General features: G+C 60.5%; 20 protein-coding genes. 17 read left to right on the top strand and 3 right to left on the bottom strand.

Annotation, left to right across the window (positions count from 1 at the left end):
• Positions 1-276 precede the first annotated feature (276 nt).
• The 4 genes from AC1M7R_RS03920 (at position 277) to AC1M7R_RS03935 (ending at position 9265) form a co-directional block, all read left to right on the top strand.
• Positions 277-1626 (top strand): NCS2 family permease, encoded by a 1350-nt coding sequence (locus tag AC1M7R_RS03920; RefSeq protein ID WP_072393848.1) that lies wholly within the window; start codon positions 277-279, stop codon positions 1624-1626.
• Positions 1627-1690: 64 nt separating this feature from the next.
• Positions 1691-2317, top strand: coding sequence for a LysE family translocator (locus tag AC1M7R_RS03925; protein WP_072393850.1), 627 nt, complete (start codon positions 1691-1693; stop codon positions 2315-2317).
• A 1466-nt stretch (positions 2318-3783) separates the two neighbouring features.
• Positions 3784-7515 (top strand): calcium-binding protein, encoded by a 3732-nt coding sequence (locus AC1M7R_RS03930; RefSeq protein ID WP_490610250.1) that lies wholly within the window; start codon positions 3784-3786, stop codon positions 7513-7515.
• A 397-nt stretch (positions 7516-7912) separates the two neighbouring features.
• Positions 7913-9265 (top strand): hypothetical protein, encoded by a 1353-nt coding sequence (locus AC1M7R_RS03935; protein WP_271903314.1) that lies wholly within the window; start codon positions 7913-7915, stop codon positions 9263-9265.
• A 97-nt stretch (positions 9266-9362) separates the two neighbouring features.
• On the opposite strand, the gene uraH is transcribed toward AC1M7R_RS03935, so the two are convergent.
• Positions 9363-9716 carry a hydroxyisourate hydrolase gene (uraH, locus tag AC1M7R_RS03940; protein ID WP_072393856.1) on the bottom strand — a complete coding sequence of 118 codons (354 nt, stop codon included), beginning with the start codon at positions 9714-9716 and terminating at the stop codon, positions 9363-9365.
• A 386-nt stretch (positions 9717-10102) separates the two neighbouring features.
• Between uraH and puuE the strand changes: the two genes are divergently transcribed.
• From puuE to AC1M7R_RS03970, 6 genes are all read left to right on the top strand, one after another.
• Positions 10103-11044, top strand: coding sequence for an allantoinase PuuE (gene puuE, locus AC1M7R_RS03945; protein WP_072393859.1), 942 nt, complete (start codon positions 10103-10105; stop codon positions 11042-11044).
• Entirely contained in the window at positions 11041-11556 is a 516-nt protein-coding gene (uraD, locus tag AC1M7R_RS03950) for a 2-oxo-4-hydroxy-4-carboxy-5-ureidoimidazoline decarboxylase (RefSeq protein WP_072393863.1), read from the top strand. The genes puuE and uraD overlap by 4 nt, the downstream gene beginning before the upstream one ends.
• Positions 11557-11625: 69 nt before the next feature.
• The gene (alc, locus tag AC1M7R_RS03955) at positions 11626-12627 is read left to right on the top strand and encodes an allantoicase (protein ID WP_072393867.1); all 1002 of its coding nucleotides are present in this window, start codon (positions 11626-11628) and stop codon (positions 12625-12627) included.
• A gap of 115 nt (positions 12628-12742) precedes the next feature.
• Positions 12743-13246 carry an ureidoglycolate lyase gene (locus tag AC1M7R_RS03960; protein WP_072393871.1) on the top strand — a complete coding sequence of 168 codons (504 nt, stop codon included), beginning with the start codon at positions 12743-12745 and terminating at the stop codon, positions 13244-13246.
• Positions 13247-13297: 51 nt separating this feature from the next.
• Positions 13298-14599 carry a urate hydroxylase PuuD gene (locus AC1M7R_RS03965; protein ID WP_072393874.1) on the top strand — a complete coding sequence of 434 codons (1302 nt, stop codon included), beginning with the start codon at positions 13298-13300 and terminating at the stop codon, positions 14597-14599.
• 438 nt (positions 14600-15037) lie between these two features.
• Positions 15038-15823, top strand: a complete 786-nt coding sequence (locus tag AC1M7R_RS03970; RefSeq protein ID WP_490610251.1) for an outer membrane protein OmpK — start codon at positions 15038-15040, stop codon at positions 15821-15823.
• Positions 15824-15978: 155 nt separating this feature from the next.
• Here AC1M7R_RS03970 and AC1M7R_RS03975 read toward each other — a convergent pair whose 3' ends face one another.
• The gene (locus AC1M7R_RS03975) at positions 15979-17139 is read right to left on the bottom strand and encodes a patatin-like phospholipase family protein (RefSeq protein ID WP_490610252.1); all 1161 of its coding nucleotides are present in this window, start codon (positions 17137-17139) and stop codon (positions 15979-15981) included.
• A gap of 36 nt (positions 17140-17175) precedes the next feature.
• The gene (locus tag AC1M7R_RS03980; RefSeq protein WP_072459323.1) at positions 17176-18108 is read right to left on the bottom strand and encodes a lipid A biosynthesis lauroyl acyltransferase; all 933 of its coding nucleotides are present in this window, start codon (positions 18106-18108) and stop codon (positions 17176-17178) included.
• A gap of 118 nt (positions 18109-18226) precedes the next feature.
• Here AC1M7R_RS03980 and minC point away from each other — a divergent pair, with 118 nt between their 5' ends.
• The 7 genes from minC to AC1M7R_RS04015 all read left to right on the top strand — a co-directional run bounded on the left by minC (position 18227) and on the right by AC1M7R_RS04015 (position 24042).
• Positions 18227-18964 carry a septum site-determining protein MinC gene (gene minC / locus AC1M7R_RS03985; RefSeq protein WP_072393886.1) on the top strand — a complete coding sequence of 246 codons (738 nt, stop codon included), beginning with the start codon at positions 18227-18229 and terminating at the stop codon, positions 18962-18964.
• A 201-nt stretch (positions 18965-19165) separates the two neighbouring features.
• The gene (minD, locus tag AC1M7R_RS03990; RefSeq protein ID WP_024779631.1) at positions 19166-19978 is read left to right on the top strand and encodes a septum site-determining protein MinD; all 813 of its coding nucleotides are present in this window, start codon (positions 19166-19168) and stop codon (positions 19976-19978) included.
• Positions 19978-20232: a cell division topological specificity factor MinE gene (gene minE / locus AC1M7R_RS03995; protein WP_007960071.1), complete on the top strand. Its 255-nt coding sequence runs from the start codon at positions 19978-19980 to the stop codon at positions 20230-20232. Before minD ends, minE begins: the two co-directional genes overlap by 1 nt.
• Positions 20233-20410: 178 nt before the next feature.
• Positions 20411-21046: an RluA family pseudouridine synthase gene (locus AC1M7R_RS04000; RefSeq protein ID WP_072393889.1), complete on the top strand. Its 636-nt coding sequence runs from the start codon at positions 20411-20413 to the stop codon at positions 21044-21046.
• A 44-nt stretch (positions 21047-21090) separates the two neighbouring features.
• Complete coding sequence (locus AC1M7R_RS04005; protein ID WP_072393892.1) at positions 21091-22194, top strand: hypothetical protein; 1104 nt, start codon at positions 21091-21093, stop codon at positions 22192-22194.
• A gap of 98 nt (positions 22195-22292) precedes the next feature.
• Positions 22293-23582 (top strand): M18 family aminopeptidase, encoded by a 1290-nt coding sequence (locus tag AC1M7R_RS04010; RefSeq protein ID WP_072393895.1) that lies wholly within the window; start codon positions 22293-22295, stop codon positions 23580-23582.
• A 277-nt stretch (positions 23583-23859) separates the two neighbouring features.
• The gene (locus AC1M7R_RS04015; RefSeq protein ID WP_072393898.1) at positions 23860-24042 is read left to right on the top strand and encodes a hypothetical protein; all 183 of its coding nucleotides are present in this window, start codon (positions 23860-23862) and stop codon (positions 24040-24042) included.
• Positions 24043-24047: the final 5 nt, after the last annotated feature.

Genomic DNA, 24047 nt, shown 5'->3' on the forward strand with positions numbered 1-24047 from the left:
TTGGCGGCGCATGCAAGCCTCTCGTCATATCCATCTCTCGTTGCGGGGCGGGCTTGCTGTTTTTCCAGCGATATATCCCTATCGTCCGATTTTTCGTCGACAACATAGAAAACATTATTTGCTTTATTTGTATACAAAAGCATAATTCGCCTCGTGCGAGTTCCTGACCAACAGGTCAACAAACGTCGCCAGCCTTACCTGCCTCAACGCTGCGCAACCACCCTCCAGGGCCTGCGGAGCTGGAAATAAAAATAAAACTCTTGAGGAGTACTCGCTGTGGAAAGCCGCAAACCCGACGCCCGGACGCTAGACCTTTCGCCGCCCCTACGCAGTGGCTGGCTGGATCGCCTCTTCAAACTCAGCTTGCATGGCACCACGGTCAAGACCGAGTTGATTGCCGGCCTGACCACCTTCATCACCATGGCCTATATCATCTTCGTCAATCCCAACATCATGGCCGATGCCGGGATCGACCATGGCGCGGCCTTCGTCGCCACCTGCATCGCCGCCGCCCTGGGATGCCTGCTGATGGGCCTCTACGCCAACTGGCCGGTGGGCCTGGCCCCGGGCATGGGCTTGAACGCGTTCTTCACCTACACCGTGGTCGGCACCATGGGCTACAACTGGGAAACCGCCTTGGGCGCGGTGTTCATTTCCGGTGTGCTGTTCATGGTGCTGACGTTGTCACGCATCCGGGAATGGCTGCTCAACAGCATTCCAGTGAGCCTGCGGTTCGCCATGGGTGCGGGGGTGGGGTTGTTCCTGGGACTGATCGGCCTGAAGACCGCCGGGATCGTGGTGGACAGCCCCGCCACCCTGATCAAGCTCGGCTCGTTGCGTGAACCCGGTCCGTTGTTGGCCGCGGTGTGCTTCCTGATGATCGCCGTGCTCAGCTACCACCGCGTGTTCGGCGCGATCCTGATCAGCATCATCGCCGTGACCCTGGCCGGCTGGGGCCTGGGGCTGGTGCAGTACAACGGGGTCATGTCGACACCGCCGAGCCTGGCGCCGACCTGGATGGCAATGGACGTGGCCGGCGTGTTCAACGTCAGTATGATCAGCGTGGTGCTGGCCTTCCTGTTTGTGCACATGTTCGACACTGCCGGCACCTTGATGGGCGTCGCCCAACGCGCCGGCCTGGTGAAGGCCGATGGCCGGATCGAGAACCTGTCCCGCGCCCTGAAGGCCGATAGCGCTTCCAGTGTATTTGGCGCCATGGTCGGCGTGCCGCCGGTGACCAGCTACGTGGAAAGCGCCGCCGGCGTGGCGGCCGGTGGCCGGACGGGGCTTACCGCGGTGACCGTCGGCGTGCTATTTATTGCCGCGATGTTCTTCGCGCCGCTGGCCGGGATGATTCCTGCCTACGCCACCGCCGGAGCGTTGATCTATGTCGCCATGCTGATGATGGGCGGTATGGCCCATATCGAATGGGACGAACCGACCGACAGCATCCCGGCCATCGTGACCGCCATCATGATGCCCCTGACCTTTTCGGTCGCCGACGGCATCGCGTTGGGTTTCATCACCTATGTGGTGCTCAAGGCCTGCACCGGTAAACACAAGGACATTTCAGTCAGCCTGTGGGCGCTCTGCGCGATTTTCATCGCCAAGTTCATTTTCCTGTAGGCGATACATCGATCCACCCGCCTCACCCCTTCGGGTGGGGCTTTTGTATATCAGGAGCAAAGCAATGAATCTGGAAACCTGGCTGTTGTTCAGCGGTGCCGCCCTGGTGGTGATCCTCATTCCGGGCCCGCTGTCGCTGTTGATGATCGGCAACAGCCTGAACTATGGCCTGCGTCGCTCGTACCCCGCCTTCCTGGGCGGGGTGAGTGCCTCTATCTGTCTGTTGAGCGCATCGGCGCTGGGACTCGGTGCGTTGTTGCTGGCTTCGGAACAACTGTTCAGTGCCTTGAAAATCGTCGGCGCACTGTACCTGTTCTACCTGGCCTGGCAGAGCTGGCAGCAATCGCGCCAGCCGTCCCAAGGGGCCGAGGTTCCCCAGGCTGCTGCCGTTCCGCGTTTCCGCGCGCTGTTCGGCCGAGCGTTCGTACTGGGCGCCAGCAACCCCAAGGACATCCTGTTCTTCGCCGCATTCCTGCCACAATTCCTCAGCGCCGAACAACCGTTCCTGCCGCAACTGCTGGTGATGATCGTCACCTGGACCCTCCTGGACCTGCTCTGCAAGCTGGCCTACGGCCTCGGCGCCCACGGTGCGGCGAGGTACTTGCGAACGGGCAAGGGCCAGAGCTGGTTCAATCGCATCAGTGCCGGGTTGTTTGGTGGTGCAGGGACGGCTTCGTTGTTGAGCCGTTAAACAGTAAAAGCATCCTAGCGGGCTCGCACACTGTTCCTCCATCGTTAACAGGATATTTCTGAGAACCTCACGCGGTGGGCGTCTTATCACCATACAATCGACGGGTACTCGCTTTGGTTTACGCCTTAATGAATACCCTCTTCACATTAACTAAAGTTTCATTCCAACGCCCGACTCCTGTAAATAAAGTGTCTTTCCTAAAAATAGCGATTGCCGCCAGGCAAGGTGTCACGACGGGTCGTGACTCATTATAACGAGAGGCTTAGACCCAGCATGACGGCAACAGCCATAGTCAAAACGGGATGGTATTTGTTAACACACAACACCAGGTAGTCAACAGCACCAGAAATTCAATATTCGAGGACCACACAACCATCCGAGCCTTTATTGCCCGCAAGTCCACCATGCCCCGTTTGGCTGCTCGTATTGATAGTACCTCCAGTTCCCCCCGAACCGCCCATACCAGCATTGCCGCAAGAAGAAGGAATCGTCGCTCCGGCCGCCCCGCCTGCACCACCGGTTTCGCTCCCCCCTTGGGACCCTCCAGGTTTCCCCTGAAATCCTACCTTGCCATTAACACAGCCTGTAACCCTCGGTTGATCCGCCCCATACCCAGCGCTGCCAGGGGTATTGCTGGGCACGCCCCCGGCACTGCCACCACCTCCACCGGCCCCTCCTCCGGCCCATACTCCACCTCCGTACGGAAAATTGACGTTAGTGGTTTCTCCGTTGCCTCCTGATCCGCCGCCCTGACTCAGAGCGCCAGCGCTTCCTCCCGCCCCCCCGGTACCGATTTCGATTGTCAATTGCCCACCTGCCGGAACGGAGGAATCACACTCCAAATTGGCGCCACCTCCACCGCCTCCGCCGCCTGCTCCACGTCCGTTGAGCACATAACCATCATAAGCTCCTCCACCGCCACCACCGCCACCACCTGCGCCTATAACAGTGAACTTGATACGCGTCACATCGTAGGGAACATTGAAACTCCCACTTTGAGTAAAAGTTTCAGTTGTAGCACCGACAGATAGCGCAAAACCAGTTAGCAGTAGACCCACGACCTTCAACGCCGCAACACGCGCATTAGACATGACATACACTCCCTTCAATCCAGCACTATAACCAGACTGATCGACAAGAATTAAGCTGACAGCAACTTACACAATAAAAGCCCTTATTCAGCCCACACCTAAAATCTAATACACACAAACAGAACTCGGCACTGTCAGGTATTACAGTCACCTATAACATTTTGCTACTGCACTTGCCGATTAATATTCATAAAAATACAGCTCCCAACATAACTGGGGCATGAGAGGCGATTCGAAAATATTCAAATCCTCTGGCGACTCTCTTTTTCCACCTGAAGCGTTTGCAAAACCTAGCAACAACCAGTCGATGTACACCTCTCTGGCGAACGCCTTTCATAGGTGGGTAGCTATCATCACTGAACAAGGACGTTCACCATGGCCAAGGCTCTCCAGCCCAGCTCCGCTCCCGACAAGCCTACCGTCGTCATTTCGGACCTGGGCTTTCCCGTTAACGAACACACCGTCGAGACACTCCACTTCAACGCTGTGGATAACGTAGCGCTCTTGTCGGCCCACCTGCACAGGCGGGCTCAACTTGAAGTCGTCGATAGGCTTTATGGTCCGCTGCACATCGGTTCCGTAACGGTGACCCGCTCAGCCCTCGATGCACTGGGAGCAACGACTGATGGGCAGCCTCTGAACGGGGACAATACGTTCTTCCGCATTGCCAATCGTTTCTTCGTGGACTCTTTGCAATTCAGCGCGCCTGATATCGAAACCCGTCTGAAACTGTCCGCCGATGCGGATGACTATCGGCTGTCGACGTTGCTGTTTGAAATGGCGAGCCAGCGCTCGTCCTCCGCACCTTCAATGCTGAGGGAAAAACCTGAATCCACCGCTACACCCGCCCGTTATCGAGGTCCCCTCGAAAGGCTCCTGGCAAGTGCCCAAAAGCTCGATATCCAGAGGCCAGCTCACAAAGCATTCAGTTGGGCCAGCACAACCAAGAGCAATGTCCTCATCCCTACAGGGCTTGGGCTCCAGGCTTTCGGAATCTATAGCGGCCTGCGGGGCCTGCAGGACGCCATCCGCAACAAGGACGCCTACCAGGCCGTGTTCAATGGCAGCAGCGTGGCCGCCGAGGTCACGTCGATCGGCGTCGAGGCGGCCGTGACCAGGCAAGCCACGCAAATGATCAAGGCCGGCCAGCGCTCCCTCGGGGATTTCTCCAAAACGACATTCGCCACGCGGCTGGCCCGTGGAAGCAGCCTGATTGCCAGCGTGCTGACCCTGCCCTTCGACATCGTCGCCGCCATCGATGCCTTCAAGGCCGCGGGCAACACCACTGGCAAAGAGGCCACCGACCATTACGTCAGTGCCGCCCTGAGCGTCACCAGCGCCGCCATGACCCTGACCATCGGCATGGCGGCGTTGGCGGGGTTTGGTTCAGCCGGTCCCGTGGGCCTGGCAGCGGGCCTGATTTTGCTGGTTGGATCACAGGTCTGGGGGGCGATTCGGCAAGTCGATGAGATCGACGACTACATCACCCTCACCGTCAACGAGCGCCTGCGCACAGGTTGGTTCGCCTTCTGGACGATCGATGCCGATCAGGATATCCAGGACCGCTATCTCGTGGCCAAGGCGACCGCCGAGCATACCAAGCGCCTGCAAGCCGATGCCCTGGCCCTCCTCAAGGGCCCGTTGAAAGACAGCACCGAGGCCATCGTGAACGGCACGTTCACCGTGGAACTCGAACCGGTGACTTACAACACCTGGAATTGGTGGACCGGTGAAAGGTACCAGGCGACGACAGTACGCCCCCGGATCATGGACAACGACGATCGCATAGACGCAAGCAAAGGCGTCACCGCCGAGACGCCCGGTGCAGTCATCGAAACGTCCGGAGAAGATAAAGCCATCCAGTGGTACCTCGGCGGTGGCAACGACACCGTTGTCGGCGTCGCAGACAAGCCGAATGTCTTTCACTACGCAGGCGGCGTAAAAAAACTGACCGGTGGTTCCAGGGATGACGTTTTCATTTTCGAAGGCTCGACACAGGCCCCCGGAGGGCAGCAGGCACTTTCGACGAACCGTCTCGAAGGCGGCCAGGGTAACGACACCCTCGTCCTATCGGGCCGTACCGGCAATAGCCTAGCGCCGCGGCTGGGTTACCAGGTCGACCTGGACGCCGGGCAAGTATCCACCATCGTCCAGGAAGGTCATGGCACAGGGAGCAGACATTATCGCCATGCGGCCCTTGAAGGCATCGAAAACGTGGAGATCCCCGAGGGCGGAGCCAACATCATCAAGGGCACGTCCAGCGCGAACATCATCAAATCCCGGGGCAATGACACCCTAGAGGCCGGCCCGGGAGATGACCGGATCTTCATTCTCACTGGAAACAACCGCAACGCCGACGGAGGGCCTGGCAGCGATGTCTATGCCATCGCTCATAAGCCAGGCTGCGTCACCATCACCGAAGACGGTGCGGACAACAGTGTCATCGCCCTGGACTGGCGTGCCGACCTGATTGAAAGCTGGACTGTCGAAGAAGGCCACCTGGTCATCACGTCGGGCTTCGATGCAGATGACCGGGAGCGTCGCAAAGTGATCGTCAGGAATGTCTATACCGACAGCCATTATCCGAAGGCCCTGCAAAATGATCGGCTGATGTTCATCACCCGGGACGGCTACCATCTGATACCCGACCTGCCCGATATGATCGAGCACGACCATCCTCTCGATATTGAAGTCGTCGTGGTGCAGCAAGGCACACCGCGACATCCGTCCATCCTGAACGATCGAAGCGAACAGCAGGTCGCCCATGACAAAGACACGAACTATCATGTTTCGCGGCTTAATGAGCTCACGACACTGAGGTTCAAACAAAAAAGCGCCTTCTGCACCACCCTTCACCTGGACTATCGCAGTCCCGAGCTGACGCGCATCGAGGCTCACTACCAGGCCCAGGCCACCGGGCAGGATGAACTGGAGGTGGCACGGTATGGCGAATGCGGCCTGACGCTCCACTTTGGCACCCGCCAGGTGGCCTTGAAAAACCTGGCGAGTTCCGACGAACGCTACAGCGCGCAAAGCGCGGTGACGGGCCGCCGCGCATTTTCCGCCCTGGCGTCCCACCATACGGTCATCCTCATCCTGAATGACGACGTATGCTACCGCCTGGTCCAACCTTCACCCGACTATGGCCTGTTGCTGGACGAAACCTTCGTCGGCAAGGATCCGGTGGCATGGACTGCGCAAGTCCCAATGCCGGCCCCGCTCACAAACAGGAAATACACCTACCTCCGCCCACTGGATAACACACCTCATTACATGCGCAGTTGGGCAACTTGCGCCCTGTTGACAGCCCCCACTGAACAGACCGGCATCGAAGTCCTGATTGGCGAAGGCGCCACCTACCTTGTGCACCTCAGCCCGAACATGACCCTACGCCTGTCCACGCCGGGCGCATTGGTCAGTGCCAATCCTCGACTGCCCCATGCCTCCACCTGGGAACTCGACGCCACGCACCTGGGCGCAGTCGAGATAAGGCTGTCCTCCAATCTGCTGCGTATCGGCACAATCACCATCCACCTTCCCGTCCATGACGCTGACGACCTGCTCGACCAGATACGCGTCATCACGGCACAGGGTGTCGTCCATGCTGTCGATAGTCTGTTTGAACGGGTGTACGTGGAAGCACTCGATGGCCGGTATTTCACACCTCCCAGCGACCCCGACGGAGCATTGCCCGGGGAACTGGCCAACCTGAAGCACGAAGCGCTGAAGGTGCTGCACGTCGCCGTCAGGGACGGGGCTGCCGGGAACCTGAGCTATAACCTCAAGACCCGCAGGTGGACGCTCGACAGCGACAGGTCCCGGATCATCGGGGCGGCGCAACTCAAAAGAACGGAGCTCTGCGATCACGCCCTCAAGACCTATCGCAGCCTGGCTCGCGAGGGCCTCGCTCAGACGCCCCCCGTGGGAGACGATGCACTGCGTCTGCTACGGGAAAAATGCGTGGAGATGATGGAGGGCTTCACATTGGGAAATTCGGTGAGGTTCGCGCAAGTGCTGGTACTGAGTGCAGTCTTCGGCATCAGGCTTTCCCAACTCAATTGGCTTCTTTCTCTGGGTGAAGCCAAGTCCCGGTGTCCGTTGCCTTGACGTGGCTTGGAAAGTTCCTTTTTCAACGGTCCCATACATATGTAGTGCACCCGCCTGCCGGTTTTCCGCGAGCATCTTGAAAGCACCTGGCCTGTCGGTCTGCAAGCTACGACAGGCCTGGCTTCATGAATATCGGTACTTTCAAACCCAAGAGCGGAATGCAATGAGTCCAAGACGAAACACCCGGCTCAATAGCCCCAAGTCGTCCCCTGATACACCCCATGCCGGTCGCGATACGACACCGCAGGCGCTGCCCAGGAATCCCCAGCCAGGAGAAGGAATCGACCAGCCCCCCTCGTCCCCCGGACGACAAACCCAAGCCCCTGAAGCCCAGCCTCCGGCCGTCCAGATAGCCGAAATCGCATCCCGGGCAGTCACCCGCGACGCGTCTGTCCCGGTGTCACTGGACGATTATTACCTCTCTCCCGAGCTGGTCACCATGCTATCGGAGCCAGACGCAACCTCTGGCATCCGCACGTTCAGGACACGCACTTACGTGGAGCTTTCGGAAGGGGGAACGGTGTTGCTCGGACGCGATTCCCAGCAGAATTACCGCGCTCGATCCAGCACCGAACTCATCGCCTCCGGCCCCCGCCTGGAACAAGTGGAAGGCAGCCACCTATGGCGTCGGCTCCCCCATGGCGAGGTGACGCACGGCAGTGATCCCGATCCTGTTCCTGCACTCGACAGGCCAACGGTGGAGGAATCGCCGGAAGCGGTCGCGCCCAAGCGTCCACGCACGACAGCGTCTCAAAGCGAGGCGGTGACCCAGGGCGAGCCGGCATTCACCAAGAACTGGGGGTTCGACCCGCGGTTCTCGACGTCGGAATTCATCACCCTGGGCGACGTTCACTACAAGGTAGTGTCAAGCACCGCCGCCCGTGAGTATCCGATCACCTATGTCCAGTCGCCTACCCATCCCGCCTACGATTTTGACTTGCTCGAAGCCATTCTCCGACATACGCCTGACGAACAACCCCGAAGCGCGGTACGCATCCCCCCGGGCAATCACTGGGAAATCGACCCCAGGCTCCCTTTCGAGAAGCCCCTGACGGCCTATGTAAGGGAAGTCTTTCCAGAGGTCACCACCGTCACCCTGGAAAACATCGCGAGAAGGCAGTTCGAGCTCGCCAATGACTCATCGTTCGCCGACGGCGCGGGCTTGACCGCGCTCCGACAGATTTTCCACAGTTGGAAAAACGCGACGCCATCGCCGCACCCGCAATGGACCGATCCATTACTGATGCTTCCGATTCTCCCGACCTCCTCATCGTCCAGGGGCACTGCCCGCGCCATAGCGCTGCCCATCCCCTCCGCGACCGGAACGCTGGAACGGCTGGACTTCGATCCCCTGCGGTTCCAGCAACAATGGCTGTACTTCCTCACCACCTACTCGCCAGTGGATTTCAAGCGCTTCATGGCCGGCCTCCTGACCCGTAATGGCTATACGGTGATGGAGCCCAGCTCTTTCAGTAGCTTCCCGGCACTGGTATTCCAACGAACAGGTCATGACCACGTCTTTTACATGAGCCTGCATCGCACCAGGATCCCGAAGATCTCCCTGCCATCGTATACGGACCCGAACACAGCCGGTGTCCTCCTGGAAAACCAGGTGGGCGAGGCTGCCGCGAAAGTCGTCAGGGACGCCCAAAGTGCCAACAAGATCATCTGGCTCAAGGGGGGGTCCGAAATCCGCCCAGGCATTGCCGATACGGTCTTCATCATCCGGGACGACAATGCGCGGCTGTAGAGGCGCCACTCAAAAAAAAGCCCGCAGTGTGAGCGGGCGAAAAACCAAAGAAGCTTTATGCGCAGTCGCTTCCAGGGTAAGGCAGCTGCTTGGGGGATCAGCTGCCTCGATAGGTTGAATAGGCGTAGGGCGAAATCAGCAGGGGGACGTGGTAATGATCCTGCTCGGCGCAGATGCCGAAGCGCAGCACCACCACATCCAGGAACGCCGGCTCGGACAGCTGGACGCCACGGGCGCGGTAGTAATCGCCGGCATGGAATTGGATCTGGTAGACCCCGGAACGGTAGTCATCCCCCTGCAACAACGGCGCATCGCAACGGCCATCGCTGTTGGTCAACGCGCTGGCGACCAGGTGCAATTGCGAACCTTCCACTCGGTACAGCTCGATCCTGATCGAGCTGCCCGGGCAACCATGTGCCGCATCCAAAACGTGAGTAGTCAAGCGTCCCATTGATTGCGCGCGCCTCCTGATAGGTTGATAAGGACTGACCGCACCGTTTCGGAGCACGAAACGCTACGACAATGTGCGAATTAAGACACTTTAAATGGAAATTGTACACAATAAAAATCACACTCTTGCTTCACCCGCCCTCCAAGCCACGCTATGGCTCAATCTGCAGCCAATGCAATGGATACAATGACTTCGCCTCACCTGACTGACCGACTGGGCAGGTTTCTTGCAGCGTAGACCAAGCTGTGCCGACGATGAAAAATGCGAAAAATCAGGCTTACAAAGCGCGCATAAAGTTGTATACAATCACTTCATCGTCGTGACGCCAGCCTGAGATGCATTGCCCGGGCGCCACCTACATGGTTCGAACAAGAAGGAAGACTGCAGTGAGCGCTGACTACCCACGCGACCTGATCGGTTACGGCAGTAACCCTCCCCATCCCCACTGGCCGGGCGATGCCCGTATCGCCCTGTCCTTCGTGCTCAATTATGAAGAAGGCGGCGAGCGCAACATCCTGCACGGTGACAAGGAGTCCGAAGCGTTCCTCTCGGAAATGGTCGCGGCGCAACCGTTGCAGGGCGAACGCAACATGAGCATGGAGTCGCTGTACGAGTATGGCAGCCGCGCCGGGGTCTGGCGGATTCTCAAGCTGTTCAAGGAATTCGACATCCCGCTGACGATCTTCGCCGTGGCCATGGCCGCCCAGCGGCATCCGGATGTGATCCGTGCCATGGTCGCCGCCGGCCATGAAATCTGCAGCCACGGCTACCGCTGGATCGACTACCAGTACATGGACGAGGCCCAGGAGCGCGAGCACATGCTCGAAGCGATCCGCATCCTCACCGAGATCACCGGCGATCGCCCGCTGGGCTGGTACACCGGCCGCACCGGCCCGAACACCCGTCGGCTGGTGATGGAGGAAGGCGGCTTTCTCTATGACAGCGATACCTACGACGACGACCTGCCTTATTGGGAACCCAACACGCCCACTGGCAAGCCGCACCTGGTGATCCCGTACACCCTGGACACCAACGACATGCGTTTCACCCAGGTGCAGGGCTTCAACAAGGGTGACGATTTCTTCCAGTACCTCAAGGACGCTTTCGACGTGTTGTACGCCGAAGGGGCCGAGGCGCCGAAAATGCTCTCCATCGGGTTGCATTGCCGGCTGATCGGCCGCCCTGCTCGCCTGGCCTCCCTCAAGCGCTTCCTCGAATACGTCAAGGGCCATGAACGCGTCTGGTTCAGCCGTCGTGTCGACATCGCCCGTCACTGGCAGCAGACCCACCCGTATCAAGGGGCTTGGAAACCAGGAGCGTCGAAATGACCGTCTTCCAGACCCTCAAGCCTTCCACCATGGGCCGTGAAGCCTTCGTCAGGGCCTTTGCCGACATCTACGAACATTCGCCGTGGGTGGCCGAAAAAGCCTTCGACCTGGGCCAGGATCCCTCGATCGACGAGATCGAGACCCTGCACCAGCGCATGAGCGACATCCTTCTAAGCGCCGATCACGCCAGCCAACTGGCGCTGATCAACGCTCACCCGGACCTGGCCGGTAAAGCCGCCGTCCAGGGCCAACTGACCGAAGCCAGCACGAACGAACAGGCCGGCGCCGGTATCCACCAATGCACGGCCGAAGAGTTTCAACGCTTCACCGAGCTGAACGAGGCCTACAAGGCCAAGTTCAGGTTTCCCTTCATCATGGCGGTAAAAGGCAGCAACCGGCATCAGATCCTCGCGGCGTTCGAAACGCGCATCCACAACCCGGTGGACACCGAGTTCCAATGCGCGCTGGCAGAGATCAACAAGATCGCGTTGTTCCGACTACTGACCCTTTAGCGAGCAGCCCTGGTGACCCAGGGCCGAGCAAGCATCCCCAGCCAATCAATCAAAAGGCAGACAAGAAGAATGAAAGCTTACGCCGTACCCTTCGAGAAATTCGTCAACCTGGCCGACGCCCGCCTGGGCACCAGGATCATCTCGGTCACCGATGACTGGTTCGCCGACGCCAACCGTCTGTTCCAGCCGACCCCGGCCGTGTGGAAAGAGGGCGTGTTCGACGACAACGGCAAGTGGATGGATGGCTGGGAGTCGCGCCGCAAGCGCTTCGAAGGCTACGACAGCGCAGTGATCCGCCTGGGTGTGCCAGGCTCGATCAAGGGCGTGGACATCGACACCTCATTCTTCACCGGCAATTATCCACCGTCGGCCTCCCTGGAAGCCTGTTTCCTGGCTGAAGGCGATCCGGACGAAAACACCCAGTGGACCGAAGTGCTGGCGGCCGTGGAATTGAAGGGCGACAGCCACCACTACCATGAGATCGCCAACGACCAGGCCTTCAGCCACCTGCGTTTCAACATCTACCCCGATGGTGGCGTGGCCCGCCTGCGTGTCCACGGCATTCCCTACCGCGACTGGTCGGCCGTGGGCGACAACGAGCAGGTCGATCTGGCGGCGGCCCTCAATGGCGGGCGCGCCCTGGCCTGCTCCGACGAGCACTTCGGCCGCATGAGCAACATCCTCAACCCGGGCCGTGGCGTGAACATGGGCGATGGCTGGGAAACCGCCCGCCGCCGTACCCCCGGTAACGACTGGGTCATCGTCGCCCTGGGCCATGCCGGCATCGTCGAGAAAGTCATCGTCGACACCCTGCACTTCAAGGGCAACTACCCGGACAGCTGCTCGATCCAGGGCGCGTTCGTCAAGGGCGGCACCGACAGCCAGATCGAAACCCAATCGCTGTTCTGGCGCGAACTGCTGCCGAGCCAGAAACTGGAAATGCATGCCGAACACACCTTCGCCGAACAGATCAAGGCACTTGGGCCAATCACCCATATCCGCCTGAACGTCTTCCCGGATGGCGGTGTGAGTCGTCTGCGGGTGTTGGGCAAGGTATCGAAACAAGGGTGACCCCGAATCGCGGGCAAGCCCGTTCCCACATTTGCAATGCATTCCCCTGTGGGAGCGAGCTTGCTCGCGATGGCGACACGACAAACAACACAGAATTCAAGACAAGAAGACCAGCATGCGCACACTCAAGATCGAACCGTTGACCAAAGAAGCCTTCGCCCCGTTCGGTGACGTGATCGAAACCGACGGCAGCGATCACTTCATGATCAACAACGGCTCGACCATGCGCTTCCATCGCCTGGCGACGGTGCAAACCGCCACGCCGGACGATCAGGCGATCATCAGCATCTTCCGCGCCGACGCGCTGGACATGCCGCTGACCGTACGCATGCTGGAGCGCCATCCGCTGGGCAGCCAGGCCTTCATTCCGCTGCTCGGCAACCCCTTTCTGATCGTGGTCGCGCCACTTGGCGATGTACCTGTATCAGGCTTGGTCCGCGCCTTCGTCACCAACGGCAGGCAGGGCATCAATTACCATCGCGGCGTCTGGCACCACCCGGTGCTGACGATCGAAAAGCGGGATGACTTCCTGGTGGTTGATCGCAGTGGCACAGGCAATAACTGCGATGAGCATTTCTTCAAAGAGGATGATTGTCTGATCCTCGCCCCCCACCAATAAGAGAAGGTCCGATCACGCGAGAACAAGCGTGACGGGCGAGAGGTAACGACTGTGGAAGCACATATGCTGGAATGGCTGAACCTGAGCGTGCGCTGGGTTCACATGATCACTGGCGTGGCCTGGATCGGCGCGTCGTTCTACTTCGTCTGGCTGGAAAACAACCTCAATCGCGTCAACCCCAGGAGCGGCCTGGCCGGCGACCTGTGGGCCATCCACGGTGGCGGTATCTACCACCTGGAAAAATACAAGCTCGCGCCACCGTCCATGCCGGAGAATCTGCACTGGTTCAAGTGGGAAGCCTACTTCACCTGGATGTCGGGCATCGTGCTGCTATGCCTGGTGTTCTACTGGAACCCGACCGTCTACCTGCTGGCTCCCGGCAGCGGCTTGAGCGGGCCCGAAGGCGTCGCCCTGGGACTCGGCTCGTTGCTCGTCGGCTGGTTCGTCTATTCCTTCCTCTGCGACTCGGCCCTGGGCAAATACCCCACCCTGCTCGGCCTGATCCTGTTCGTGCTGCTGATCGCCGCGGCCTACGGCTTCAGCAAGGTGTTCAGCGGACGCGGCGCCTACCTGCATGTCGGGGCCGTCATCGGCACGATCATGGTCGGCAACGTCTTCCGTATCATCATGCCGGCGCAACGCGCCCTGGTGGCCGCCATCGCCGAGAACCGCACCCCCGACCCGGCCCTGCCGGCCAAGGGTTTGCTGCGCTCGCGCCATAACAACTACTTCACGCTGCCGGTGCTGTTCATCATGATCAGCAACCACTTCCCGAGCACCTACGGCAGTCCATACAACTGGCTGATCCTGGCCGGGATCGCGGTAGCCGCGGTGCTGGTGCGTCACTATTTCAACACCCGCCACGACAGCAACCGGTTCGCCTGGACGCTGCCGGTCGGTGCCCTGGCCATGATTTGCCTGGCCTATGTCACAGGTCCCAAGGCCCCTCCCACCGCACCGGAAGTGACCAAGGCACCCGCGGCCATCGAATATCAACCCTTGCCCGAAACCGCAGCCGGAGGTGGGGCCAAGCCGCAAGCGGCGCCAGCGGCACCGGCCGCCCAACCCGCCCAGGCAAGCAACGCCCAGGGGCCCTCGTTCGAGAAGGTCCACAGCGTGATCCAGGAACGCTGCTCGGTCTGCCACTCGGCCAAACCCACCAGCCCGCTCTTCAGCGCCGCACCGGGCGGGGTGATGTTCGATACGCCGCAACAGATCCAGCAACAGGCCGCGCGTATCCAGGCCCAGGCCGTGACCACCCAGATCATGCCCCTGGGCAACATCACCCAGATGACCCAACAGGAACGCGACCTGATCGGCGCGTGGATCAGCCAGGGCGCGCGAACCAACTAAGGCCTGTGGGTTGATTGGCCGACGCCAACGTTCGTCCATCGATCAACCCCGCAGCCCCCAGCCCCCGTCATGCCACTGACAGGCACCGGCACACACCGCCGGTGGCCCGTCAGGGGCTGCTGCGCCTCAAACAATAAGAACTAGAGGAACGCAAGATGACCCCGACTCGCCGTTACGCCTCGGAAGCGCGGCAGACTCACCGTCGCAGGGTACTTGAGCCCCTCGGGGCAAGTCCGTATCCTGCGCGGCCGCTCGAATCCGGCCCACTCCAATAATTTCCAACGCCTGATCCTGCCGATGGCCCTTGCCGGCTTCGGCTCAATCCTGTCAGCCCCTGCCACGAACAGAAAGCTGACCGAACGGATGTTTATCCGTGGCAAAAGGCGCCACACCAGAGCGCTGACTTCAAAAAAATCACCAACCTTGGGAGCAAACCGAATGAAACGTACGTGCACCAGCCTGATTGTCGCGGGATCCCTGCTGGCCGGCAGCCAGGCGATGGCCGACGATCTGTTCCAGTGGCAGAACAACAGCCTGACCTACCTCTACGGCAAGGATTTCCAGATCAACCCGCGTATCCAGCAGACCGTGACCTTCGAACACGCCGATGCCTGGAAATACGGGGACAACTTCTTCTTCCTCGACCGGATCTTCTACAACGGCCAGGACGACAGCCAGTCCGGCCCGAATACCTACTACGGCGAGTTCAGTCCGCGCCTGTCGTTCGGCAAGCTCTTCGACCAGAAGCTGCCACTGGGGCCGATCAAGGACGTGCTGCTGGCCATGACCTATGAGTTCGGTGAAGGCGACAACGAGTCCTACCTGATCGGCCCGGGCTTCGACCTGGCGGTCCCCGGCTTCGATTATTTCCAGTTGAATTTCTATAACCGCCAGACCGAAGGCTCCCGCCCCGGCGACGATGTCTGGCAGATCACGCCAGTCTGGGCCTACACCCTCCCGGTGGGTTCATCCGATATCCTGATCGACGGTTTCATCGACTGGGTGGTGGATAACGACACCAACGCCAAGGGCACCTACCACGCCAACCTGCACATCGTCCCGCAGATCAAGTACGACCTGGGCAAAGCGCTGAAACTGGGGGCCAAGCAGTTGTATGTGGGCGTGGAGTACGATTACTGGAAGAACAAGTACGCCATCGAAGACAGCGAAGCATTCAAGACCAACCAGAGCACCACCAGCTTCCTGCTCAAGTACCACTTCTGATCCGACTCGGTACAGGTCGATCCCGCCCCTGGAGCTCGCCACGCCCCCCTGTGGGAACGGGCTTGCTCGCAAGGGCGGCTGAGCATTCAACATCGGTGCAAGCCGATCCAACGCATTCGCGAGCGAGCCCGCTCACACAGGGGCTCGGCATGGAGTCATCCCTGGGCCAGCCCCAGGAACCGGGTCAACGCCTCGCGCTGCGCCAGTGCATCCTGGCGTCCCAGCTCGATCAGCTCGTTGCAATACCCCGCCTCGAACAACAGATAGCTCAGCACACCGGCACCGCTGGTCTTGGTCGCGCCCGGCCCGCGCAGGAACATTCGCAACGCGGCCGGCAGCTCCTGGCGATGGCGGGCGGCGATTTCGTCGATCGGCTGGCTGGGCGAAATCACCAGCACCTCTACCGGCGCGGCGCCCAACGCATGGGGCGATACGTTATCGGGCAGCAGATGGCTGAACCCGTTGAGACGCTGGAGCAACTCGATGTCGCTTTCCAGGCTGTCAATGAAGGTACTGTTGAGCATGTGCCCACCGATCTGGGCCAGCGTCGGTTGTTGCCCGGTGTAGCTGCGCTCCACCGATTCCCGGGGGCTGGGGCCACGGGGGTTGCCGCTGACACCGATCACCAGCACCCGATTCGCCCCCAGGTGCAATGCCGGGCTGATGGGCGCCGACTGGCGTACCGCACCATCGCCGAAATATTGCGGGCCGATCTTGACGGGCGCGAACAGCAAGGGGATCGACGAACTGGCCAGCAGGTGTTCGACCGACAACAAGGCCGGCACGCCAACTCGACGATGTCGCAACCAGGCTTCGATGGTGCCGCGGCCCTGGTAGAAGGTCACGGCCTGGCCGGATTCATAGCCGAACGCGGTCACCGCCACGGCACGCAACTGCTGCTGCGCAATGGCCTGCTCGATACCCGAAGCATGGAATTGTGCCTGGAGCAGCTCGCGCAAGGGTGAGCTGTCGATCAACGCCACCGGCAACCGGACACCCAGGCCCAGCAGACTGTGAGTGATGAACCGCGTCGCCTGGACGATCACTCCGCGCCAGTCGCTGCGCATGACCTGATGGCTGCGCACCGCCTGCCAGAACGCGGTCAGGCGCTCGATGGCGGCCTTGAAGTCCATCGCCCCGCTGGCCAGGCTGACCGCGTTGATCGCTCCGGCCGAGGTGCCGACGATCACCGGAAACGGGTTCTGCGCGCCGTCTGGCAACAACTCGGCAATTGCCGCCAATACACCTACCTGATACGCCGCCCGAGCCCCGCCGCCGGAAAGAATCAAACCTGTCACCGGTTCAGCTGGGGTCATCGCAACGCTCCGTGCTCATGAATGTGGACTACAGGTTCAACCGCGCTTGTCGTACAGCTTCGGCTCACCCGGCGGGCGGCTCTTGAAGCGGCGATGGGCCCACAGGTATTGCTCGGGGCAAGCGCGCACCGATTGCTCCACCCATTGGTTGATACGAATGCAATCGGCTTCCTCGGTCTCGCCGGGAAAATCCTCCAGGGGCGCCTGGATCACCAGGCGATAGCCGCTGCCATCGGCCAGGCGCTCCTGGATGAACGGCACGACCCGCGCCTTGCCCAGGCGCGCGAACTTGGTGGTGGCCGTGACTGTCGCCGCCTGGATGCCGAACAGCGGCACGAAGATGCTCTGCTTGGCACCGTAGTCCTGGTCTGGCGCATACCAGATCGCCCGACCGGCGCGCAGCAGCTTGAGCATGCCACGCACATCGTCGCGCTCCACCGCCAGCGAGTCGAGGTTATGCCGTTCACGACCCTGGCGCTGAATATAATCGAACAGCGGATTCTTGTGCTCGCGGTACATGCCGTCGATGGTGTGCTGCTGGCCAAGCAATGCGGCACCGATTTCCAGCGTGGTGAAATGCAAGGCCATCAGGATCACGCCCTGGTTTTCGCGCTGGGCCTGCTTGAGATGCTCCAGGCCTTCGATATGAGCCAGCTTCGCCAGGCGCGAGCGCGACCACCACCAGCTCATGGCCATTTCGAAAAAAGCGATGCCGGTGGAAGCGAAGTTCTCCTTGAGCAGGCGCTTGCGCTCGGCCGCGGACTTTTCCGGGAAGCACAGCTCCAGGTTGCGCCGGGCAATGCGCCGCCGGTCGCCTGCCGCCCGGTACATCAGCGCCCCCAATGCGCGTCCGACCCGCAGCAGCCACGGATAAGGCAGCTGGACGACCAGCCACAACAGCCCCAGGCCGCACCAGAGCAACCAGAAACGCGGATGAAAAAAAGCGGTTTGAAAACGCGGGCGATCCATTACAGCTTCCATAAAGACATGGGCCGCGCATTCTACATCGTTCGACCCGGCTTGCGGCTCGCGGACGATCTCGTTATAAGTCTCGGCACTTTTAGTGACAAGCCGTTGTACGCCGACCATGAGCCAAACCGAACCGCTAGACCAAGATCCCGTGTTCCAGCTGAAGGGCAGCATGCTCGCCATTACGGTGCTGGAGCTGGCCCGCAACGACCTGGAGGGCCTCGACCGACAGCTCACGGCGAAAGTCGCGCAAGCCCCGAACTTCTTCAGCAACGCTCCACTGGTGCTGGCCCTGGACAAGTTGCCTCCTGGCGAAGGTGCGGTGGACCTGCCCGGCCTGATGCGCGTCTGTCGCCAGCACGGCCTGCGCACCCTGGCTATCCGTGCCAGCCGCATCGAGGACATCGCCGCGGCAATCGCCGTGGACATTCCCGTGCTGCCACCATCCGGTGCCCGGGAACGGCTGCTGGAACCAGGCCCGGCCGAAGCGACGAAAAAGCCGGAAAAACCGCCGGAGCCCACCGTCAAGCCGACCCGCGTGATCACCTCACCAGTACGTGGTGGCCAGCAGATCTATGCCCAGGGTGGCGATCTGGTGGTGGTGTCCTCGGTCAGCCCGGGAGCGGAACTTCTGGCCGATGGCAACATCCATGTATACGGCCCGATGCGCGGCCGAGCGCTGGCCGGCGTCAAGGGCGATACGAAAGCCAGGATCTTCTGTCAGCAATTGAGCGCTGAACTGCTCTCTATCGCCGGACAGTACAAGGTTTCCGAGGATCTGCGCCGCGATCCGCTATGGGGGGCCGGCGTCCAGGTCAGCCTGTCGGGCGACGTGTTGAACATCATTCGGCTTTAACGGATACTGCCGCATTTTCCAAGCATCTCTGAAACGTAGCGAAAACGGCTGAAACGACGTAGGAAACAGGACCAGGCAGTGTTTACCGGAGGTAGACTCGGCCCTGCACCCTGTTCCAGCAAAGCCTGTCCAATTGCCGCCGTTCTCTAGAGATGTTTTTCAGGGGCTGACAAAGTCCTTTTTCCTTAGGGGTGAAACACCTTGGCCAAGATTCTCGTGGTTACATCCGGCAAGGGTGGTGTGGGTAAGACCACCACCAGCGCCGCTATCGGTACCGGCCTCGCTCTGCGCGGCCACAAGACAGTCATCGTCGACTTCGACGTCGGCCTGCGAAACCTGGACCTGATCATGGGTTGCGAGCGCCGCGTGGTCTATGACTTCGTCAACGTGGTCAACGGTGAAGCGAACCTGCAACAGGCCCTGATCAAGGACAAGCGCCTTGAGAACCTCTACGTGCTGGCCGCCAGCCAGACCCGTGACAAGGACGCGCTGACCCAGGAAGGCGTGGAAAAAGTCCTGATGGAGCTCAAGGAGCAGTTCGAATTCGTCGTCTGCGACTCGCCGGCCGGTATCGAAAAAGGTGCCCACCTGGCCATGTACTTCGCTGACGAAGCGATCGTCGTGACCAACCCGGAAGTCTCCTCGGTGCGTGACTCCGACCGCATGCTGGGCCTGTTGGCGAGCAAGTCCCGTCGCGCCGAGAAAGGCGAGGAGCCTATCAAGGAACACCTGCTGATCACCCGCTACCACCCGGAGCGTGTCGAGAAGGGCGAAATGCTCGGCGTCGAAGACGTCAAGGAAATCCTCGCCGTGCGGCTGCTCGGCGTGATCCCTGAATCCCAGGCGGTGCTCAAGGCATCCAACCAGGGCGTCCCGGTGATCCTCGACGACCAGAGCGACGCCGGCCAGGCCTACAGCGATACCGTTGACCGCCTGCTGGGCAAAGACCTGGAACACCGGTTCCTCAACGTCGAGAAGAAGGGATTCTTCGAGCGCCTGTTTGGAGGTAGGTAATGAACCTTTTTGACTTCTTTCGTGCCAACAAAAAGCCCAGTACCGCCTCGGTCGCGAAAGAGCGTCTACAGATCATCGTGGCGCACGAACGCGGCCAACGCAGCACCCCGGACTACCTGCCTTCCCTGCAGAAGGAACTGGTCGAAGTGATCCGCAAGTACGTCAATATCGGCAACGATGACGTGCATGTCGCACTGGAAAGCCAGGGCAGCTGCTCGATTCTGGAACTCAATATCACCCTGCCGGATCGCTGATCGATCCTGCGGGAGCCACGGCGGCTCGGACCCCACTGCCTTTGTGGGAGCGAGCTTGCTCGCGAAGACGGCAGCACATCCAGCATCGATGTGCTTTCAAAACCGCTTTCGCGAGCAAGCAGCTCCCTCAAGGGCCGGGTCCGAGCCGCCGTTGGCGTTTGTACCGAGACTGTTTTCAATGCCCCTGTCCAACATCCGTATCATTCATCAGGACGCCGCTATCCTGGTGGTCGACAAGCCGACCCTGTTGCTGTCGGTCCCCGGCCGGGCCGATGACAACAAGGACTGCCTGATCACCCGCCTGCAGGAAAACGGTTATCCGGAAGCCCGGATCGTACACCGGCTGGACTGGGAGACCTCCGGCATCATTCTGCTGGCCCGCGATCCCGACACTCATCGCGAGTTGTCCCGGCAGTTCCATGACCGTGAAACCGAGAAGGCCTACACGGCGCTGTGCTGGGGCCAGCCAGCACTGGACAGCGGCAGCATCGACCTGCCCTTGCGCTATGACCCACCGACCAAGCCACGTCACGTGGTGGACCATGAGCACGGCAAGCACGCCCTGACCTTCTGGCGAGTGCTGGAACGTTGCGGTGACTGGTGCCGGGTCGAACTGACGCCGATCACCGGGCGCTCGCACCAGTTGCGCGTACACATGCTCTGCATCGGCCATCCGCTGCTGGGCGACGGGCTCTATGCCCACCCTCAGGCCCTGGCTGCCTGGCCCCGCCTCTGCCTGCATGCCAGCATGCTGAGTTTCACTCATCCGCAAAGTGGCGAACGCCTGCGTTTCGAGTGCCCGGCGCCCTTCTGATCGTCCCTGGCCGAGACATGAGTTTTCAACCGAGAAGCCCCTGAATGCAGGTCATTGATTTCCAAGGAACACCCGTCAAGAAAGTCCGTCACCAACTGCTGTACCTGATTTATGGCGACAAGCAGGTGTACCGGCACGAAGCCAAGTTCAGCATCCTGACAGCCCTGAGCCATGGTCAGTCATCGACGATGCCGCATATCAGAATCCTGACCGACAGGCCCGAGGACTACCTTGGCTGGCCCGTCGAGACCCTTGCCCTGACGCCACAGTTGCTGAGCGAATGGCAAGGCAACAATGGCTACATTCACAGACGCAAGGCCTGTGCAATCGCCGCAGGGTTGAAGCTGGCACACAAGACCCTGTTCGTCGACACCGACACACTGTTCCTCGCCCACCCGGGGTCATTATTCCAACAGATCCAGCCAGGACAGAACCTGATGGACAGCTTTGAATATCACTGGGACCAGGTGTGCGAACGCGAGACCTACCTCCGCCTGGGTAACTGCCTGCGTGCCCACGGCGTCAGTCGGGGGAACGGCTTCAAGCTCTATAACAGCGGGCTGTGCGGCGTTAGCGATAACGACGCGTCGTTGCTGGAGCAGGCCATCGAGCGGATCGATGAATGGACCGAAGGTGGCTTTGACATCCACACCATAGAGCAGATCGCGATCTCATTCACGCTGCGCAACCAGACCATCAGGAAAACCGACAGACACGTCTATCACTATTTTGGGCATAAGCAGTTTTTCCACACCATGCATGCGCACTTCTTCGCGCAGCATGGGGAAACGTTCGATGCGCAATTGATAGAACGCAGCCGCGACGTACCGCGAAGCCGACCACTCCCGCCTATCTGGAGACGCCTGAAGATAAAATGGCAGTTGCGCAATCAACGCGGCGCCTTTTATAGAATCGGTCGTGACCTGCTGTATGGCAGCGAGGCGCCGCAGAACCCCTACTTCAACCTTTGCCGACACCATTGGTGGGACTCGGCATCGCGAGAGATCAATCGCCTGGAACCCGAACGCCGAAAGAAGTCCTTCGGCCAATTGGAACAATGGCCGCAGCAAATGCCTGCGCCCTCCAGAGCTCAAGACAAGTCATTGATACTGGCGCAACTGAACCGGCAGGTCACGCCTTCGGCCTGATCGATACCGGGGACGCGAGGCCCTGAGCAACGGGATTGGATCTGCAATGCAGGCTGTCGATGGGGTAAACTCGCGCCCATTGCTGTCTGGAGTTATTTATGCGCGCAGAGTTGAACCAGGGCCTGATCGATTTCCTCAAGGCCTCTCCTACCCCGTTCCATGCCACCGCCAGCCTCGCCAAGCGCCTTGAGGCGGCGGGTTATCAGCGTCTTGACGAACGCGAAACCTGGGCCACCGAGGCCAACGGTCGCTACTACGTCACGCGCAACGACTCTTCGATCATCGCCTTCAAACTGGGCCGCAACGCCCCTCTGCACGACGGCATCCGCCTGGTTGGTGCCCATACCGACAGCCCTTGCCTGCGGGTCAAGCCCCAACCTGAACTGCAGCGCCACGGGTTCTGGCAGTTGGGCGTGGAAGTCTACGGCGGCGCGTTGCTGGCGCCGTGGTTCGACCGTGACCTGTCCCTGGCCGGGCGCGTGACCTTCCGCCGCGATGGCAAGGTCGAGAGCCAGTTGATCGATTTCAAGGCGCCGATCGCCACCATTCCGAACCTGGCCATCCACCTCAATCGTGAAGCCAACCAGGGCTGGGCCATCAACCCACAGAACGAATTGCCGCCGATCCTCGCCCAGTTCGCCGGTGACGAACGCGTCGACTTCCGTGCCGTGCTCACCGACCAACTGGCCCGCGAACACGGCCTGAATGCCGATGTGGTGCTCGATTACGAGCTGAGCTTCTACGACACCCAGAGCGCCGCCATCGTTGGCCTGCATGGCGATTTCATCGCCGGCGCGCGCCTGGACAACCTGTTGTCCTGCTATGCGGGGCTGCAGGCCTTGCTGAACGCCGATACCGAAGAAACCTGCGTACTGGTGTGCAACGATCACGAGGAAGTCGGCTCCTGCTCGGCCTGCGGGGCCGATGGCCCGATGCTGGAGCAGACCCTGCGCCGTCTGCTGCCTGAAGGCGAAGAGTTCGTACGGACCATTCAGAAATCGCTGCTGGTCTCCGCCGACAACGCCCACGGCGTACATCCCAACTATGCCGACAAGCACGACGCCAACCATGGCCCCAAGCTCAATGCAGGGCCGGTGATCAAGGTCAACTCCAACCAACGCTACGCCACCAACAGCGAAACCGCCGGGTTCTTCCGTCACCTGTGCATGGCCGAAGAAGTACCGGTGCAAAGCTTCGTGGTGCGCAGCGACATGGGCTGCGGTTCGACCATCGGCCCGATCACCGCCAGCCAGCTGGGGGTGCGTACCGTGGACATCGGCCTGCCGACCTTCGCCATGCACTCGATCCGCGAGCTGTGCGGCAGCCATGACCTGGCGCACCTGGTGAAGGTGCTGAGCGCGTTCTATGCCTCTCGTGAGCTGCCCTGAACCGCCGAACCTGTCCGGACCGGAGAGCCGCAGCAGAGACAAGCAGACTCCTGTGGCGAGGGGATTTATCCCCGCTGGGTTGCACAGCAACCCTATGCCCTACCGGATGATCGCGGCGACCGACGAATCCTGGGACTGCTTCGCAGTCCTGCGGGGATAGATCCCGTCGCCACAAATGTGTTCGCCTCCGGATCGCGGCTCATGTGATGTACATCATCACACCCCGGCCAATCCCCAACTAGACTGACCTTATCCCTCCCTGGACAAGGCTGTCGCCATGATTTCCATGTCTTCGTTGAACGCCATGCTGGTGCCCATTCTGGCCGGCATGGTCCTGCTGGGCATCGGCTTCAATTTCCGCGACAAGAATGTCGGGGTCTTCGCCATGTGGATCGGCATGCTGCTGATCCTGGCCACGGTCCTGTTCAGGATTCTCGCCAAGCTCAACGAGTCGCTGTAGCGCCG

It is taken from the genome of Pseudomonas sp. MS01C9 (assembly GCF_058202755.1).